The sequence below is a fragment of the Pseudomonas guariconensis genome (assembly GCF_040822035.1).
GTDB lineage: Bacteria > Pseudomonadota > Gammaproteobacteria > Pseudomonadales > Pseudomonadaceae > Aquipseudomonas > Aquipseudomonas guariconensis.
Genome location: NZ_CP162012.1, coordinates 2,473,019 through 2,490,673, shown reverse-complemented (window position 1 = coordinate 2,490,673; position 17,655 = coordinate 2,473,019). Strand labels below are relative to the sequence as shown.

Here is a 17,655-nt window from a genome sequence, read left to right as displayed (position 1 = left end):
GAAGCCCCGCAAGGCACCGGAGCGCAGGGAACCCCGGAGCGCAGCGCAGGGGCCGTATGGGGGAGCCAACGGCTTTGGTTACTTTGGCCAAGACCAAAGTAACCCGCCGTAAAGGCGGAAAGCGCCAGTGGCGCCACCACCAAAACAATGGATACAACCAAAACCCCAAAAAACCAACCTCCCCCCTCTCAACGCCTGCGAAACTTCTGCCCCCGTCTCCTCCCAAAAACAGACGCCATCCCCGACCGTACGCAATACGTGCTACACGCCAGCCCAGGCACCACCAATCGCGACCTCAGAAAGCCAAGTGGAGGTGTCTGGAGGGGTTGGCGCGCAGCGCCCTTCGGCGCAGCCGAAGTCGCGAGATGGAGGCTTGCGCAGCAAGCCGGAGGCCGCGAAGCCCCGCAAGGCACCGGAGCGCAGGGAACCCCGGAGCGCAGCGCAGGGGCCGTATGGGGGAGCCAACGGCTTTGGTTACTTTGGCCAAGACCAAAGTAACCCGCCGTAAAGGCGGAAAGCGTCAGCCGTGCCACCACAAAAAAATGGACACAACCAAAAAAAGCCCAAACCTACCCTTTCAACGCCTCGATACTGATCTCCCGCATCCGAAACTTCTGCACCTTCCCCGTCACCGTCATCGGAAACTCCTCCACGAAGCGGAAGTAACGCGGCACCTTGAAGTGCGCGATGCGAGCCTTGGCCCACTCGCGCAGTTCCTCTTCGCTGGCGACATGCCCAGGATGCAAGCGAATCCAGGCCACGATCTCCTCGCCATACTTGCTACACGGAATACCGATCACCTGCACATCGGCTACCGCCGGATGGGTGAAGAAGAACTCCTCCAACTCGCGCGGATAAATGTTTTCGCCGCCACGAATGATCATGTCCTTGCTACGCCCGACGATGCGCACATACCCATGCTCGTCCATTACCGCCAGGTCACCGGTGTGCATCCAGCCCTCGGCGTCGATGCTCTCGGCGGTGGCCTTGGGGTTGTTCCAGTAACCGAGCATCACGCTGTAGCCGCGGGTGCACAACTCGCCGATCTGCCCTCGGGGCACTGTGGCACCTTCGGCGTCGATGATCTTGTTTTCCAGCCGAGGCTGGGTACGGCCCACCGTGGTCACGCGCAGGTCCAGCTCATCGTCCGGGCCGGTCTGCAGCGACACCGGGCTGGTCTCGGTCATGCCGTAGGCGATCTGTACCTCGGCCATGTGCATCTCGTCGATCACCCGGCGCATCACCTCGATCGGGCAGGTGGCGCCCGCCATGATGCCGGTGCGCAGGCTGGAGAGGTCGAATTCACCGCGCTGAGGATGATCGAGCTCGGCGATGAACATCGTCGGCACCCCATAGAGCGCGGTGGCATGTTCCTCGGCCACCGCGCGCAGGGTGGCCAGCGGGTCGAAGGCGTCGTTGGGGTAGATCAGGGTGCTACCGTGGGTAAGGCAGCCCAGGTTGGCCATGACCATGCCGAAACAGTGATACAGCGGCACCGGCACCACCAGGCGGTCGTGCTCGGTCAGGCCCAGGCTTTCGCCGACCATGTAGCCGTTATTGAGAATGTTCTGGTGGCTCAGGGTCGCCCCTTTGGGAAAACCGGTGGTGCCCGAGGTGTACTGGATGTTGATCGGATCGTTTGGCTGCAACTGCGCCTGGCGCTCGGCCAACGCTTGTGCGCTGACCTCATCGGCACGTGCCTGCAAATCATCCCAGGCGAGAAAGCCCGCCGGCGGTTCCTTGGCCAGGCTGATGACCCCGCGCAACTCAGGCAAGCGTTCGCAGTGCAGCTCACCTGGGCGGCTGCCCTGCAGCCCCGGCACCAGGCTCAGCAGCATGGCGTGGTAGTCGGAGGTCTTGAAGGCACCTGCGCAGATCACCCAGCGGCAACCAGCCTGCCCCAGCGCATAGTCCAGTTCGCTGCTGCGATACGCCGGATTGATGTTGACCAGGATAGCCCCGACTTTGGCGCTGGCGAACTGGGTGATGCACCACTGGGCGCAGTTCGGTGCCCAGATGCCCAGACGATCGCCGGCCTGTACACCCAGGGCCATCAATGCACGAGCATGGCGGTCGACGGCCTCGGCCAGCTCGCGCCAGGTGTAGCGCAGCCCTTGGTGACGGACGATCAGGGCGTCGCGATCAGGGAAGCGCGCGACGGTGGCGTCGAAGGCATCGCCGATACAGTGAGTGAGCAAGGCCTTGTCCGGGCTGCCCTGGGAGTAGCTTGGCTCAGGCATGGGGGTTCTCTTGTTGTTCTGGCGTTTACCGATCGGCCTCCTCGCGGGTAAACCCGCGAAGAAGCCCACACCGACCTAGCGGACGAACACCTGGGTGGTAGTGATCGCCATGTCTCCGCCGGGCAGCTTGATGTTCTTCACCTTCTTCATCGTCTGCGGGTCGAACACCGCGATGTCGTTGAAGGTCCCGGCCAGGTACAGCTTGCTGCCAGCGCGGTCGAACGCTACGCAATAGTAAGTGTGGTCCAAATTCGCAGCCTGGATCAGCTTGCGCTCCTTGATGTCATAGCGGGCCAGGCGATTGAGCACGCCGTACATCTGGTTGGGGTCCTTGGGCGAGCGCAGGCCGGTGAAGTACAGCTCGGTGAGGTCGGCGAACTCCTGGGTGTGGGTCTTGCCGGTTTTCAGGTCCACGCTCAGGTAGCCATACAGCAGCGCGGCCTCGTTCGGGTCCTGCTTGGCGTCCTTGAACTTGGCCACGGTGTAGAGCATCGAGAATTCGTGACGGCCAGTCTGGTGCGGCCAGAAGTACAGCACGTCCGGCGCGCTATAGCCTGGGCGGTTCCAGTTGCGCAGGGGCAAGGCCACTTCGTACTTGCCGGTGTTCACGTCCATCTTGTAGATGTCCGCCCCGGCCACGTACAGGCTGCCGTCGTCCCCGGCGCGCATCAGGTAGACCTGGCGCGGCATGGGGAAGTGGCGAACCGGCTTGGCATTGAGCCCATCGGCAGTGCGGAACACCTCGAGGCGCGGCGGCTTGACCACGTAGTGATCGTTCAAACGCTGGGTCGGGTTGACCGTGGCATACACTTCCTTGCCGTCGGGGCTGATGGCGAAGGAGAACATCGAACGCCCCACTTCCCCCGGCACATTGGACAGGTTGGCATGGAAGGTGGTGCCACAGGTGTCCAGGTCGATGCCGTAGATGTCGCCGAAATGGTTGTTCAGCACGTAGGCGGTGCGCTTGTCCGGCGCCATCATCGCCGTGCCGGGTCCGAAGGCGTCGGGCATGCGGCAGGTCTTGTAGAGCGTGTCGCTGGCCACGTCCACCACGTGCAGGTTGTTCGGGTAGTTGGTGGCGATCAGGTATTCGTGGCCGGCCTTGAGGGCGGGTCCGGTGTCGGCCGCCTGGGCCGTCCAGGCGCCGGCACAGACGGCGGCGGTGAGCGCGAGCTGTGCGCAGAATCCAGGTTTCATGCGGTTTCCCCTTGTTGTTCTTGTCTGGCCGGTCACTTGTCTTTCGGGAATACGGTGCCCAGGTTGCGCCAGTCTTCCATCGAGTTGGTGGCCTGGGCGTTCCAGTCCTGGTAGGTGCTCATCATGTCCGGCACCTGGGCAGGCCACCAGCACGGGTCGGAGCAGCCATACAGGTCCGCCTCCATCGGCTGGCAGAGGGAGCTGACGCCGCCAAAGGCGTCCACTTCCCAGCCCGGGTCGGTGGTGGCGGTGCAGCCTGCTACCGCGCTCATAGCCACGACCTCTTCCACACGGTCTTCGGCGGCGGCCTGCTCAAGGATGCGGGCCTTGTTGTTCAGGGGCTTCAAGTGCTTCATGTCAGTGCGCCTTCCGCGGAGTGATGTAGCGATCGATGAAGGCCGGATTGGCGGCCATGATGCGGCTGTAGACCTCGATGCCGAAGTCCACCCAGTCGCGCATCAGTTCGCAGTAGTGATAGGTCGGGTGGGTGGGGTCGCCATAGCGCGCATAGCTTTCGTGGTAGCAGCCACCGGAGCACAGGTTGCGGATACGGCAGCTGTCGCAACCGGTGCCGCTGCGGTCCAGTCGCTGGGACAGAAAATCATTGAGCTGCGCCTGCTTCACGCCTTGGTGCACATTGCCGAAGGTGGGCAGGCTGGAGCCGGTGAAGCGATGGCAGAGGTTGAGCTCGCCTTCGTGGTCCACGGCCAGCATTTTCAGCCCGGCACCGCACGGCAGGGCCTTCTTGTGGCCCTCGTGGATATCGGTGATCAGCTGATGCAGGTTGGAAAAACCGATGTTGCGATGCTCCAGTGCCGCCTCCAGGTAGCGCTGCCCAAGGGCTTTCATGTTGGCGAAGACTTGCACCAGCTCCTCGCCGGTCAGGTTGAAGCTGGCCATGTCGCCTGAGGTGACCGGGGCGAAACCGACTTCGGCGAACCCCAGCTCGTTGAACAGGTGGTTCCAGATGGTCTCCACATCGGTGATGCCACGGGTCAGGGTCACCCGCGCACCCACCGGCCGGCTGTGGTAGCGCGACAGCAGCATGTCGACCTTGCGCCGCACCACGTCATAGGTGCCCTGCCCGCCCACGGTGATGCGGTTGCGGTCGTGCACGGTCTTGGGTCCGTCGATGCTCACCGAGAGGCCAAAACGATGGGCGTTGAGCCAGTCGACAATCTCTTCGGTCAGCAGCGTGGCGTTGGTGGTCATGATGAACTCGACCTGCTTGCCCGCCTCGGCGAAACGCCGCTCGCAGTAGGCGACCATGTGCTCGATCAGCGGCCGGTTGGACAGCGGCTCGCCGCCGAAGAACACCACGCTGTAGCGCTGCTCGTCGGGCGATTCCTTGAGCAGCATCTCCACCGAGGCCTCGGCGGTGGCGGCGCTCATCTTCTTGCCGGCCGAGGGTTTGTCCAGGTCTTCCTTGTAGCAGTAGGTGCAGCTGAGGTTGCAGCCGGTATTGACGTTGAGCACCACAGTGTTGAGCGCCGTGCGCTCGACCTTGCGCAGGGCGATCTCCGGCGTCAGTGGCGAGCCGTCGCTGACCAGCTCAAGAGCGATCAGCTCGCGCAGCGTGTCTTCGATGTCCTGGCCGGCGAAGCGCTGGCCCAGGCGTTGTACCAGCTCCTCGGCCGAGCAGCCCTGTTGGCGCAGGGTGTCGATGATGTCGCCGGTCACCGCGTCGGCGGCGAACAGCGAACTGCTGGGGATATGAAAGAGCATGCGGTCGGCATCCACCCGCACCTCGTGCAGGTTGCGTTCGACCAGGTTCAATAGTGCGCCCATGGCGACCTCTCGATGATTCTTCAGCCCGTTCTTGGATGGCACGCGCGACAACCGGCCGTCATGGCAAGGGTGGGTTGTTCCAGCGCTGCACGGTGACGATCATGTGGCCTTCGCCCTTCTGGCCGCCGTCTTCGAGTTCGGCGATGACCTTCAGGTTGCCGGCATTGTTGGTCATCATCTTGCGCTCGGGGTTGGGGCCGGCACCGGCCGGCATGAAGATGCCGTCAGGTTGCATCTGGCCTGCGAACTTCACGTCCTCGTCTTCCACGGCGCGCTCGTTGTACGGCTCGACCTTCCACTTGGCCGGCAGGTAGCCGATACGCAGTGGCTGGCCACTGGCGTCCTTGCCCCAGGCTTCGGCCTCGAAGCGGCCCTGGACCTTGGGCGTGGAGCCGCCGTTCTCACCGATACGGGCGATGGAGAAGGCCGGGACCACCTTGACCTCCTCGACCTTGTCGTACACCGCCAGATTCACGCCCTTGAGCGCGCCAATGGCCACCTCGCGCTGACCCGGCGCGGCATCGGCCGCAGCGCGTGCCTTGACCCGTACCTGCGTCGGCGTGGACTCCAGCACCTCGGTCACCTCGACCCCGGCGCCCAATGCCGGCTTGCCGGACAGGCCGCTGCCGACCAGGGTGATCTCGCTTTCGCTGCCCGCCTTGATGAACGCTGGCTGCACCGCCAGCAGGCGTGCCTTGCCCTCCTTCACCGCGCTGAAGTCCAGGCCACGCTCGTCGTGCTCGGCCTCGAACATGCGGCCTTTCATCTCGCCATCGAGTGCGGCGAACACCTGACGCAGGTTGCTGTCGCCGACCTTCACAGTGCCGCGCCACTCATAGCCGTTGTAGAGAATCGCCGAGCCGCTGCCGTTGAACGGCGTGCCGTCGGCGTAGGTGCCCTTGACCTCGACCTTGAAGGTGTCGTCCTTGTCGGCAGTCACGCTCATCACACCGCGCACATCGCCCTTGGCCAGCATGTGCCCGCTGAAGGCCCACTGGCCCGGCAAGGCATCGGCCTTGGGCCGGTTCTTGAGCCATTGGGTCCAGGCCGGGTTGTCGAGGGGGTAACGCTTGGCCAGGTCCGGGACCATCTGCTTGAGCGCGATGTCCAGCCAGTCGCGGTCGCGGGCCTGGGCCTGGTATTCGAGGGACGGCCACTGGCCGAGGTGGAAGTTGACCAGGTGTTCCCATTCCTGGGCCGGGCGACGCTGCAAGGCGACGCGGGCACCGGAGTGGCAACGGCCGCACATCTGGCTGGTCTGGTCGTCGAAATGCTCGACGGTATTGAGCCGGCGCTCCATAGCGTAACGCACGCCTTCGGTCTCGCTGGGTGCCAGGCCTTGCTTGTCCGCCAGGTACTTGACCAGGGTGCGACGGTCATCGTCGCTGATCTGCAGCCCATGCATCACCTGCATGCGCGCAATGCTCATCAGCCAGCCTTCGGGGGTCTTGCGCTGGTGACTGATGCGGCTGTAACTGTCGTTACCTTCGGGGATGTGGCACCCCATGCACTTCGATTGCAACAGGCTCGGGCCCTGCTCGGCCGCCATGGCCTGGGTGCTCAGCAGTGCGGCGGCGACCAGCGCCAGTTTGCCCGCATGCCGCCGGAGTCGAGTCGTCTTCAAGGTCAGACCTCCACGGTGTTGTTCTTATCGTTATCGCACGCTCTGATACCGCTGGTGCATGTGACGAGGGCTGATACAGAAAGTGTGCCAGCCTGCGCAAAAACCTTTGTTTTCAATAGATTGGGGGCTTTTCTCCGAGGATTTCATCTAGCCACCGGCAAACCGGAACGTCCCATTTCGCGACAGACTGTTTCAGTGTGAGACACAGCTCCGGCATCGGGCGCTTCGCGGCGCCAAACCCGCGAAGCACCCGACCCGGCCCCACTGTTTCAGCACCGTCTCATCCCGTCTCAATGTGCAACAGCATAGCCCTTGGCAGTCGACCTCCACCCAGCACCAAACCCCTGTCGTTCAAGGCCATTGCCGCACCCGCCCGGCCTTGGCACGGCCATTGCGCAGGTGCCTTCACACTCCCATGACAAGAGGCACCGAACCATGCATTGCGAACTGCCCCTCCTCCCTGCCACCCGTGCGTTTCTCGAGCGCAAGCTGAAAATGCGCATCGGCGCCGATTGGCAGGACGCCGCCAGCGGACGGACCATGAGTTTTCGCAACCCGGCCACTGGCGAGGTACTGGGGGAAGTGCCCTCGGCCGACCCGCAGGATGTGGACCGCGCAGTCAAAGCCGCGCGCCAGGCTTTCGACGACTCGCCCTGGAGCCGCCTGCGCCCACGGGAGCGGCAGAACCTGCTGTGGCGCCTGGCCGATTTGATGGAGCGCGACGCCCAGGTACTGGCCGAGCTCGAGTGCCTGAACAACGGCAAGAGCGCTGCCGTGGCCCAGGTGATGGACGTGCAGCTGGCCATCGATTTTCTGCGCTACATGGCCGGTTGGGCGACCAAGATCGAAGGCAGCACGGTCGAGCCGTCCCTGCCTTTGATGCCGAACGAGCAGTTCCATGGGTTCATCCGCCGCGAGGCGGTGGGCGTGGTCGGCGCCATCGTGGCCTGGAACTTCCCGCTGCTGCTGGCCTGCTGGAAACTCGGCCCGGCCTTGGCGACCGGTTGCACCTTGGTGCTCAAGCCCGCCGACGAAACCCCGCTGACCGCGCTCAAGCTTGCCGAGCTGGTTGATGAAGCCGGTTATCCGGCCGGGGTCTTCAACGTGGTCACCGGCACCGGCCTTAACGCTGGCGCCGCCCTCAGCAGCCATCCTGGGGTGGACAAACTGACCTTTACCGGCTCCACCGAAGTCGGCAAACAGATCGGCAAGGCGGCCATGGACAACATGACCCGGGTCACCCTGGAGCTGGGCGGCAAATCGCCGACCATCGTCATGCCCGACGCCAACCTGCAGGAGGCCGCCGCCGGCGCCGCCACGGCGATCTTCTTCAACCAGGGCCAGGTGTGCTGCGCCGGCTCGCGTCTGTATGTGCACCGCAAGCATTTCGACAATGTGGTCGCCGACATCGCCGGCATTGCCAATGGCATGAAGCTAGGCAATGGCCTGGACCCGTCGGTGCAGATGGGCCCGCTGATTTCGGCCAAGCAACAGGATCGGGTTACCGGCTACATCGAGCTCGGCCGTGAGCTGGGCGCCACCATTGCCTGCGGCGGCGAGGGCTTCGGGCCAGGCTACTTCGTCAAGCCGACGGTGATCGTCGATGTCGACCAACGCCATCGCCTGGTGCAGGAGGAGATCTTCGGGCCCGTGCTGGTGGCCATGCCCTTCGACGACATCGACGAAGTGGTGCGCCTGGCCAACGACAACCCCTACGGGCTGGGCGCGAGCATCTGGTCCAACGACCTGGGCGCGGTGCACCGGATGATTCCGCGTATCAAGTCCGGCTCGGTGTGGGTCAACTGCCACAGCGCCCTGGACCCATCCCTGCCCTTCGGCGGCTACAAGCTCTCTGGGGTCGGTCGCGAGATGGGGGCCAATACCATCGAGCACTACACCGAGCTCAAGTCGGTGCTGATCAAGCTCTGACGCGCACGCCGTTGCGGTCCGTTCGCGGGTAGACCCGCTCCCACGGGGTTTGTGTGAACCCCCGCGAACAGGCCGGAGCAGGCAACACACACACAACAAAAACAAACATGGAGCACACCATGAGGCACACACTCGCCTGCACGTTGGCCCTGCTGGCCGCCGCCCCTCTGACCCAGGCCCACGAACTCTACAACCAGGAGGGCACCGTCCTGAACGCTGAGCTCGAGGCCCTGTTCGGCGCGTTCCACAGTGATGAGAGCTTCAACCTGGCCGGCAACCGCCAACCGGGCAGCAGTGCCTGGCGCGAGGGCTACGTCAAGTATGGGCTTAGCGGTAGCCAGGCGCTGGCCGGCACCGGCACGCTGTATGGCGCCTTCAGCCTGCTCAGTTCCGCGACCCGGGGGCGATGGCGATGCTGCCGGATTGTCCTTGGGCGATGAGCGCCGCACCGCCGTCGAGGACGCTTACCTGGGCTGGCGCTCGGGTACCCTGTTCCCGGCATTGGGCGAAGATGGCATCGATGTTTCCGGCGGACGCCAGGTGGTGACGTTGGGCGATGGTTTCCTGATCCAGGGCGACCCGGTCAATCTCGGCAACGTCGATCTGGGCGCCAACTTCGACCGAGGTGGCGCGTATTACCTGGCCGCACGCAAGGCCTTCGACCGTACCGCCGTGCTGCGCCTGGGTGGCAGCCAGGGCTGGCGAGGCGATCTGATGTGGCTCAAATCCGACAACCACTACCAGGCGGACACCTCCCTGGCCGTGACCAATCTGGAGCATGTCGCCGACGCAGGTACCCTTGGCGTGAGCTGGATCCGAGGGCTGGACGTCGACCGGCGCTATGCCCAGATCATGGGCCTGGAGCACCGCGACGGTATGGATACCTACAGCCTGCGCGGGCGCGGCAGCCTAGGAGTGAAAGACCTGGAACTGGCAGCGGAATACGTCACCCAGGACCGTACCGGCGGGCGCGAGGACGCCTGGTACCTGGAAGGTAACTGGACCTTCTCCGACGTGCCCTGGTCGCCGACGGCCACCTACCGCTACAGCCGCTTCTCCGAAGACTTCGACCCGCTGTTCTATGGCGCCAGCCGTGGCTATGGCACCTGGTTCCAGGGCGAGGTAGCGGCCAACTATGCCGGGCCATTCAACAGCAACACCCAGGTGCATCACGTGGGGCTCAAGGCAAAGCCAAGGGACAACCTGACCCTGAGCGCACTGTATTTCGACTTCGATACCCTCGAAACCGACCAAGGCAATCTGGGCGGGCGTGAACTGGACCTGTATGTGGAATGGATGGTCAATGACCACGTCTTGATCAGCCCTCTGGTGGGGTTCTACAAACCTGAGCGCAGCGCCAGTGACGGCGGCGTTCAGTTGGGTGGGCGGGATACCGGAACCTACCTGCAACTGCTGGTCGGGACCTTCTTCTAGCAACGCGCAGCTGCTGAACGGCCCTTCGCAGCTTCGCCTGCGATGGGCCTCAACGCTCTCACCGATACCCCTGCTCGGCTAACCACCGGCGCACCATCCCCTGCTGCTCCACAGCCATCCCGGCCAGTACCGACTGCAACGCCTCGCCCACCTGCACGGCTCGCACCACCGGTGCCAGTTCGACCCCATGCAGATGCCAGATTCCCAATGGCTGGTCCCGGGTCACGACCACCTCGGCCTCCTCCACCAGGCCGTCGCGCAGCACCGGTCGACGCGCCACCTGCACAGCCTGCCAGTGCGCCTCGGCGTGCATCGGCTGAGCGTCTGGCCACGCGCGGCGCCGGGCCCAGAACGTGTGCTCGGCACGGCCCTGCTCCTGGGCGTAGAAGTCCCGGCCGATGCGGGCAAAGCGCAGGAACAGTTGCTCGACCCGCGCTTGGTGGAACTGCCGCGCCAAGACCGCGCGCTCGGGCCGGCGCAACAAGGTATTGATCACCACCGGTGCCTGCAGCGCTGACGATAGCGACTGGAAGATGCCATTGCCCGACAGCGGGTCCACGGCCATGGCCGCATCGCCCACCCGGATCCAATCATTGCCCACACACTCGCCTGCCAGGATCGCTGTGCTGCTACGGGCATGCACCTGGCAAGGCAGCAACGCCTGCTCGTCGAATAGCTGTGCCACCAGCGTCGACTGCCGACGCCGCGCGGCACAGTACGCCGGCAGCGCGGCCTTGCCCGGCAGGCTTGCCGCACCGGCATCGAGCGTGATCTGCCAGTAGCACTGCCCATCAGCCAGGCGTGCCATCCAGGCCCAGCCGTCGTCCAGGCTCTGCACCGCCGATGCCGGTTCCCTGGGCGCACCCTGCCAGCGGTTGAGCAGGCTGACGGTTTCCGGACCGCGTGATCGGTCAGCCGCCAGCGGTGCCTGGCGGCCACGGGCTTCCACCAGAAAATCGGCCCGCAAAACCTGGCCATCTTCCAGCCGTACCTGGTGCCCGTCCTCGTGCAGGAGCTCGCGCACCCGGCCTTCGATCACGGTCACGCCTGCCCGCAGCAGATCGCCACGCAAGGCACGGTCGAACGCTGGGCGGTCGAGCAAGTATTCCTGATTCAGTCGCAGATGCTCGCCATTCCAGAGCACTTGGCGCTTCGCCAGGCTCACCGCCTCGCCCAGCGCCCTGCCCAGACCGGCATGGCGCAGCCCCTCCAGCACCCGCTCGGAGATCCCCTCGACCGCGGCGAAACGGCGCCAGTCCGAGACGATCGTGACGGCGTAGCCGAGGCGCCGCAGGCCCAGGGCCGTAGCCGCGCCCGCAGGGCCTGCGCCCAATACCAGGATGCGCGGGTCAGCCATTGTAGGCACCTCTGCGCTCAGGGCCGGTGAAGGCGGCCGCGTCGCGCAGGTGCGCCAGCAACTGCGGATGATCCATGTCCGGGTGTTGCGCCAGCAGACGCGCTATCTGCCCGCTCAAGGCCGCGCAGGCCAGGCTCGCACCGGCCATGCCCTGCCCGCCGACATACCCGCCGAGGTCGGCCTGGCCGCTGCCCAGCCAGGACCACTGCCCTGGCGCACAACGGGCATCGCCGGTGATACGCAGCACGCCAGGATAGCTGGCCGGATACACCGGCCCACCCCGGGCGGGGCTTGAGGCGCACAGCAGCACGCCAGCGGCCTGTGCCTCTGCGCAGGCCTGGCGCAGCACAGGTCGGTCCTGATGCAGGCCGAGGCTCAGGTTGACCAGGGTCGCGCCCTCTTCCACCAGCCAGAGCAATGCCCCGGCGACCTGCAGGGCGCTGGTGCTCCACTGTCGATCGAAGACCTGGGCCATCAGCGCCGGCAACTGGCCGGCCTCCGATTGCAGGCGGGCCAACACCGCACTGCCATGTCCCAGGTGGTCGGGCACCGGCTCCCCTTCGCACAGCACACCTTCTTCGAGCCGAAAGCGCCGAGCCGCCACCAACGTCGCGGCCTGCTCAGGCGAGCAGCCGCTGTCGATCACGCCGATGCGCAGTTCAGTGGCCATGGCCGGCAACCTCCCGGGGCCTGACCTTGAGTTGGCCATCCTGCACCTGCAGGTGCAGGTCGGCATCGGCAAGGGTCGAGGCACGGTGGCTGATGAGGATGCGAGTGCGGCCGGCGAACAGCTGGTCGATGGCCGCGATGACTTCACGTTCGGTGGCTTCGTCCACCGCCGAGGTGGCCTCGTCGAGCACCAGGATCGCAGGGTCCTGTAGCAGCGCGCGGGCAATGGCGATGCGTTGCTTCTGCCCGCCGGACAACTGTTGGCCACGCTCGCCGAGCAGGCCATCCAGGCCCAGCGGCAAGCTTTGCACCAGGCTCTGGAGCTGGGTCAGACGCACCACGCGCTCAAGATCGGCCAGGCTGGCCTCGGGCGTGCTGTAGGCCAGGTTCTGCGCCAAGGTGCCACGAAACAGCACGATGTCCTGGCTGACCACGGCGATACGTCGGCGCAGCGCCTGCAGGTCCAGCTCGCGCAGGTCCGTGCCGTCCAGCAGGATGCGCCCGGCATCGGGGTCGTAAAAGCGTTGCAGCAGGTCGATCAGGGTCGATTTGCCAACGCCCGAGGCGCCTCTGATGGCAACCTTCAGCCCGCCCGGTATGCAGAGGTTCACGTCCTGCAGCACCGCGCCCTGGCGTCCTTCGTGGGCGAAAGCCACCTGCTCCAGACGCAGCTCGCCCGGACCATCGGGCATGGGCCTGGGCGTCTGGGCCTCATGCACCGCCAGCGGTTCCTGCTTGAGCTCCATCACCCTGCCCAGGCTCACCGCCATACGCTGCACCGCCACATAAAGGCCCAGCAGGCTCTGTACCGGCCCTACTGCCATCCCCAGGTAGGTGGAAAAGGCGATCAGGGCGCCCAACTGCCAGGTGCCCTGGATCACCCACCAACCACCGACCAGAAACGCACAGGCGCGGCACAGGGAGGTCAGCGTCCCGGGCACCGCCTGGGTGAAGAACTCGGTGACCTGGACTTTGAGCAACTGGCCCATGTAGCCCTGACCGAGCTGCTCCAGGCGCCTGGCCTCGCGGGCCTGCTGCCCCGCCGCCTGGATGAACTTCATGGCCGGCAAGGTTTCGACCAGAAACGACGACACATCCGTCGAACGCTCGCGCAGGCTGCGCACCTCGCGCTCGACCTTGCGCCGCATCCAGCGCAGCCACAGCACTTCGATGGGAATCAACAGCGCCAGCAACAGCGACAGTTGCCAGGAGAGCATCAGCATCAGTGCCAACGCGCCGAGCAAGCCGATCACGCTGGACACCGCCGAGAACAGCGAGTCCACGGCAAAGCGCTGGATCTCGGCGACATCGCCGTCGAGCCGGGAGAGGATGTCGCCGGTACGTCGACGCCCGTAGAACGTCGGCGAGAGCTGCTGCAAATGCCGATAGAGGTCATCGCGCAGGGCAAACAGGATGCGCCCCGACAAGCGCGTGTGCAGGTAGCGGTTGATGCCCGCCAGCAGCGTGCCGAACACGCCGGCCAGGATCATCACCGCAGCCATGTGCCAGAGGGTCGTGTAATCGCGTGCCAACAGGCCCTCGTCGATCAGGGTCTTGACCAGCCAAGGCTGGGCCAGGGCCAACAGCGAGGCGCATAGCGACAAGCCCAGGAGCATGGCGATGGCCCGCCGGTGCGGGCGCACGAAGCTGTACAACCAGGCCAGAGCCTGGCGCATCAGTTGCGGGTCACTGGTTTCCACCAGCCGTGCGAACAGCCCGCCCATGTCAGCTGCGCAGCTGCTTGAGCTTGCGGTACAGCGTGGCGCGGCTGATGCCCAGGGCCTCGGCGGCGGCCGAGACATTGCCTTGGTGCCGGGTCAAGGCCCCACGGATCAGTTCCAGTTCGTTTTCGCGCAGGCTGCCGGAGGGCGCCGCGCCGCTGGCCAGCTCGTCCAGCAGGCAGTCGGTGAGGTGCTCAAGGCTCAGCACCTGCTCATCGTCCTCGCGCATGGCCAGGGCGGTGCGCAGCACCATTTCCAGCTGGCGGATGTTGCCCGGCCAGTCGAAGCCCTCGAGCAGCTCGGCCAGGGGCGGGTCGAGGGTCACGCCCTTGGCACCGAACTTGTCCAGCAGGCCTTCGATGATGCTCGCCAGATCGTCCCGCTCGCGCAGCGCCGGCAGGCGCAGGGAGACGCCGTTGACCCGGTAGTACAGGTCCTCGCGAAAATGCTGTTCGGCCACCAGGCGTTTGAGGTCGCGGTGGGTGGCGCAAATCAATGCCACGTCGATCTCCTGCTCTTCGCCAGCCCCCAAGGGCGCCACGCGGCGTTCCTGCAACACACGCAGCAGACGGGCCTGCAAGGCCAGGGGCATGTCGCCGATTTCGTCGAGGAACAAGGTGCCGCCATGGGCCTGCATCAGGCGTCCGACCATGCCGCCGCGGCGCGAGCCGGTGAAGGCGCCCTCCCGGTAACCGAACAATTCGGACTCGATCAGGCCTTCGGGGATCGCCGCGCAGTTGACGGCAACGAAGGGTTTGTCCGCGCGCGGGCTGGCCTGGTGCAAGGCACGGGCGGCCACTTCCTTGCCGGTGCCTGTCTCGCCCAGCAGCAGCACGGGCAGGCCATTGACCAGGCCCTGCCGCGCCATGCGCAGGCCTCGGGACAGACGCGCATCGCCACCGGCCAGGGCTTGCAGGGCTGGGGATTGGTTCGAGGCAGACGCCCTGCCAGGCGCTACGTTGACGCTGAGGTTGCCGTGACGCGGCAGTTGCAAGGCGCGGAAGAAGAACTCGCCCTTGGCGGTCTGCACACTGCTCACACCGCCCTGCCACAAGCGGGCGATGAACGCCGGTGAGCGCTCGCCGAGCAGGTCGCTGCTGCGCCGACCGATCAGCGCCTGACGTGAGACCTGCAACAGTTGGCAGGCGTTGTCGTTGGCCGCCAGCACTTCGCCGTCCAGGCTCAGGGCCAACAGCCCCTGCCAGGCGCTGGTGAGGTATTGCGGACGGCTGTGCAATGCCAGCACCAGATGCTCGCGGTGGCACAGGCCGAACAGCCGGCTTTCGATGTTGCCGGCGGCGAGCATTAGCGTGGAGAGGTTGTCCTGGGGTTGCGTCATCACCCCTTCGCGGGTGATGTCCAGCACGCCGATCACCTCGCCATGCGGGTCACGCAGGGGGACCGAGGTGCACGAGAACGGGCTCAGGCGGTCCAGATAATGTTCGCCGCAGTTGATCAGGGTCGGTCGGCCTTCGACCACCGCCGTGCCGATGGCATTGGTGCCGCGCAGCGCCTCGCTCCAGCAACTGCCCGGGTGCAGATCACGCAGGCCCTCACGGCCGAGCACGTGGGTCTGCCCCTCGATGGCCAGGACGTTGGCCTGGGCGTCACCGAGGATGACGATGCCACTTTTGCCCTGGCGCTTGACCAGGTAATCGAGTTCCGGGGCGACCGCGTCGATCAGCAGCCGGTTGTGTTCGAGCAGCGAGCGCAGGTCGAGCCCCTGCTGGGTGCCCAGGCCCACCTGTTCGTCCTGCAGGCAGTCCAGGCCATGGCCGAGGCTGCGGCGCCAGGAAGCATCGATCTCCTCGCGCAGCATCCCGGAGGGCAGTTCGCCTTCGTTGGCCAGCTTGAGCCGGGCCTGGCGGGATTCCTGCAAAGGGTCAGAGGCGTTTGTTATTGGGTATTGTCGCGCCATCGTTTACTCCAGCTGTGCCCCCACAGGGGAAGGGCTCCGGGACTTGTTGCAGTGTGCGTCAGAATCCCCGGGCCGTCATCCGGTTGAGGTGGAGGTTGGCATAAAGCTTACGTTTACGTAAAGGCACTGACTGCCGGTGCGCGACCTTTCGCAGGTGTATCCGCGCTACCGGTCGGCGTGCCCCCTGAGGGAGCGGGCCTGACCGCCAAGAGGACGCCCCACAAGTCACGCCCCAATTCCCCAATGCTGGGGGACTCAGCCCACCACCGGCTGGCGAAAAAGCAACCTGCAGTGTGCCAGACGCCAAGTCCTGCAAGGCCTGCAGCGCAATATCAAAAAACTGGCACGGCTGTTGCCGATCCCTGTGCAGACGCCCCAACCCATGGGCCCGTTTGCAGGAGGGTTTGACTCATGCACCGACCGACACCCCACCCGCTGGCAGTGGCGATTTTCGCCAGCATGCTCCAGCTTCCGGCCCAGGCTGCGCTCAATGCAGTCGACCAGGGCACCTACACACCGGAGAACGGCGGCTTCGCCGCGTGGTATCAGGACACCCATGGCCGGGTATTGGACCTGTGCCTGACCAAAGCGGTCAGCTCACGGGTGCCAGGTGCTCCAGGCGCGCCGTCGTACATGTGCACGTTGCTGCCGACCCCGGGCGTGTTCGACGATACCCAGCCGATCGTCTTCCCCAGCAACTTCCCTGACGAGGCGTTCTGGTTCACCGCCGACGCGGCCATCAATGATGCCGCCCGCGGAGTCAACCTGGGCTATGTCTCGGCGATCGAGGCCGCGTTCGGCGGTGGCGACCCTCTCGAAGGCGACCAAATCAGCTTCGCCCGGGTGCGCATCCGCGTCGATGTCCCCACTGCGGGGACCTACATCATCACCCACCCCTACGGCGTCGAGGTGTTCGACGTGGCCACCCCGGGCCGTCGGGCCATCAACATGACCCGCGACATCGGCATCGGCTCGCCAGGCAACTTCACCGGTGCGCTCAAAGGTGACATCGGCCCGTTCCTGCGCAGTGTCAACGGCCCGTACACCGAAACCAATCCCAGCACCGGGGCCAGCGAGCAGTTCATCGGCGACCCCAACCTGAACGAAGCCGTGACCGGCAGCCCGTTCAATACCAACTTCGTACGCATCGAGGGCCCTAACGGCATCGACCTGCGTACCGAGCTGTTCGCCGTGTCCGGCAAACTGTCCACGGTCAACCTGCCGACGCCGTTGCTGCCTCAACGCAGCACCTACTCACGGCACACCGAAAATGGGGACCTGCGCGCCCAGCAGGATGTGTTCGCCTTGGCGCCGCCGCCACCGGCCACGGTCAGCCTGACCAGCCAGTCCCCCAACCTGCCGCTGACCGAAGCCAACAAGACCGGCACCTGGTACGGCCAGTCCACGCTCGACCCGACGCTGCCGGCCACCCTGACCCTCAGCGCCGACAACAGCCTGGCCATTCCCACCAGCACCGCCACCACCGCCAATCTGCCGCTGACCGACCTGGTGACCATCACCCGCGCCGAATACAGCTTGTCCAGCGGTCAGCTGACCCTGGTCGCGAGCAGCAGCGACGAGACCTCCCCACCGCCCATGGTCGCGCGCACCGGCAATGGCGCGCTGATCGGCAGCCTCTCCGGCGACGGTGCGGTGAAGACGTTGAGCACAGGGCTTTCGCCGATTCCGCCCGCGAAGGTGCACGTCACCAGCGACAACGGCGGTAGCGACAGCGAAGACGTGGTGCTGGTGCCATGAACAGACAAAGGCTTCGCCTT

General features: G+C 65.4%; 11 protein-coding genes and 1 pseudogene. 3 read left to right on the top strand and 9 right to left on the bottom strand.

Going from position 1 to position 17,655, the window contains the following annotated elements; genetic code table 11:
• Positions 1–569 precede the first annotated feature (569 nt).
• The 5 genes from AB1N67_RS11395 to peaA form a co-directional block, all read right to left on the bottom strand.
• Entirely contained in the window at positions 570–2,240 is a 1,671-nt protein-coding gene (locus AB1N67_RS11395; protein ID WP_367863820.1) for a fatty acid CoA ligase family protein, read from the bottom strand.
• Between the two features lie 75 nt (positions 2,241–2,315).
• The gene (gene peaD, locus AB1N67_RS11390) at positions 2,316–3,437 is read right to left on the bottom strand and encodes a quinohemoprotein amine dehydrogenase subunit beta (RefSeq protein WP_090342651.1); all 1,122 of its coding nucleotides are present in this window, start codon (positions 3,435–3,437) and stop codon (positions 2,316–2,318) included.
• 32 nt (positions 3,438–3,469) lie between these two features.
• The gene (gene qhpC, locus AB1N67_RS11385; protein WP_043214471.1) at positions 3,470–3,793 is read right to left on the bottom strand and encodes a quinohemoprotein amine dehydrogenase subunit gamma; all 324 of its coding nucleotides are present in this window, start codon (positions 3,791–3,793) and stop codon (positions 3,470–3,472) included.
• Position 3,794: 1 nt separating this feature from the next.
• Positions 3,795–5,225 (bottom strand): quinohemoprotein amine dehydrogenase maturation protein, encoded by a 1,431-nt coding sequence (gene peaB, locus AB1N67_RS11380; RefSeq protein ID WP_367863819.1) that lies wholly within the window; start codon positions 5,223–5,225, stop codon positions 3,795–3,797.
• A gap of 58 nt (positions 5,226–5,283) precedes the next feature.
• Entirely contained in the window at positions 5,284–6,849 is a 1,566-nt protein-coding gene (gene peaA / locus AB1N67_RS11375) for a quinohemoprotein amine dehydrogenase subunit alpha (RefSeq protein WP_043214467.1), read from the bottom strand.
• Positions 6,850–7,284: 435 nt separating this feature from the next.
• Here peaA and AB1N67_RS11370 point away from each other — a divergent pair, with 435 nt between their 5' ends.
• Together AB1N67_RS11370 and AB1N67_RS11365 are read left to right on the top strand one after the other, a co-directional pair.
• Positions 7,285–8,778 (top strand): aldehyde dehydrogenase, encoded by a 1,494-nt coding sequence (locus AB1N67_RS11370; protein ID WP_367863818.1) that lies wholly within the window; start codon positions 7,285–7,287, stop codon positions 8,776–8,778.
• 119 nt (positions 8,779–8,897) lie between these two features.
• Positions 8,898–10,212: pseudogene (locus AB1N67_RS11365) on the top strand (hypothetical protein).
• A 58-nt stretch (positions 10,213–10,270) separates the two neighbouring features.
• Here the strand turns inward: AB1N67_RS11365 and AB1N67_RS11360 are convergent.
• Genes AB1N67_RS11360 through AB1N67_RS11345 form a run of 4 tightly spaced genes read right to left on the bottom strand, consistent with a single transcriptional unit; the run spans position 10,271 to position 15,877 of the window.
• Entirely contained in the window at positions 10,271–11,569 is a 1,299-nt protein-coding gene (locus tag AB1N67_RS11360) for an NAD(P)/FAD-dependent oxidoreductase (protein ID WP_367863817.1), read from the bottom strand.
• Positions 11,562–12,239: a S8 family serine peptidase gene (locus AB1N67_RS11355; RefSeq protein ID WP_043214459.1), complete on the bottom strand. Its 678-nt coding sequence runs from the start codon at positions 12,237–12,239 to the stop codon at positions 11,562–11,564. The genes AB1N67_RS11360 and AB1N67_RS11355 overlap by 8 nt, the downstream gene beginning before the upstream one ends.
• A complete protein-coding gene (locus tag AB1N67_RS11350) occupies positions 12,229–13,962 on the bottom strand; it encodes an ABC transporter ATP-binding protein (RefSeq protein ID WP_367863816.1) in 1,734 nt (577 codons plus the stop codon). The genes AB1N67_RS11355 and AB1N67_RS11350 overlap by 11 nt, the downstream gene beginning before the upstream one ends.
• A gap of 1 nt (position 13,963) precedes the next feature.
• Entirely contained in the window at positions 13,964–15,877 is a 1,914-nt protein-coding gene (locus AB1N67_RS11345) for a sigma-54-dependent Fis family transcriptional regulator (protein WP_102081713.1), read from the bottom strand.
• A gap of 411 nt (positions 15,878–16,288) precedes the next feature.
• Here AB1N67_RS11345 and AB1N67_RS11340 point away from each other — a divergent pair, with 411 nt between their 5' ends.
• Entirely contained in the window at positions 16,289–17,635 is a 1,347-nt protein-coding gene (locus tag AB1N67_RS11340) for a hypothetical protein (protein ID WP_336201769.1), read from the top strand.
• The last annotated feature ends 20 nt before the right edge of the window (positions 17,636–17,655 follow it).

Bases quoted from the DNA above. Each gene is read 5' to 3' on its own strand.
- AB1N67_RS11345 (WP_102081713.1), bottom strand. From the start codon at position 15,877: ATGGCGCGACAATACCCAATAACAAACGCCTCTGACCCTTTGCAGGAA.
- peaD (WP_090342651.1), bottom strand. From the start codon at position 3,437: ATGAAACCTGGATTCTGCGCACAGCTCGCGCTCACCGCCGCCGTCTGT.
- AB1N67_RS11350 (WP_367863816.1), bottom strand. From the start codon at position 13,962: ATGGGCGGGCTGTTCGCACGGCTGGTGGAAACCAGTGACCCGCAACTG.
- peaB (WP_367863819.1), bottom strand. From the start codon at position 5,225: ATGGGCGCACTATTGAACCTGGTCGAACGCAACCTGCACGAGGTGCGG.
- qhpC (WP_043214471.1), bottom strand. From the start codon at position 3,793: ATGAAGCACTTGAAGCCCCTGAACAACAAGGCCCGCATCCTTGAGCAG.
- AB1N67_RS11395 (WP_367863820.1), bottom strand. From the start codon at position 2,240: ATGCCTGAGCCAAGCTACTCCCAGGGCAGCCCGGACAAGGCCTTGCTC.
- AB1N67_RS11370 (WP_367863818.1), top strand. From the start codon at position 7,285: ATGCATTGCGAACTGCCCCTCCTCCCTGCCACCCGTGCGTTTCTCGAG.
- AB1N67_RS11360 (WP_367863817.1), bottom strand. From the start codon at position 11,569: ATGGCTGACCCGCGCATCCTGGTATTGGGCGCAGGCCCTGCGGGCGCG.
- AB1N67_RS11340 (WP_336201769.1), top strand. From the start codon at position 16,289: ATGCACCGACCGACACCCCACCCGCTGGCAGTGGCGATTTTCGCCAGC.
- AB1N67_RS11355 (WP_043214459.1), bottom strand. From the start codon at position 12,239: ATGGCCACTGAACTGCGCATCGGCGTGATCGACAGCGGCTGCTCGCCT.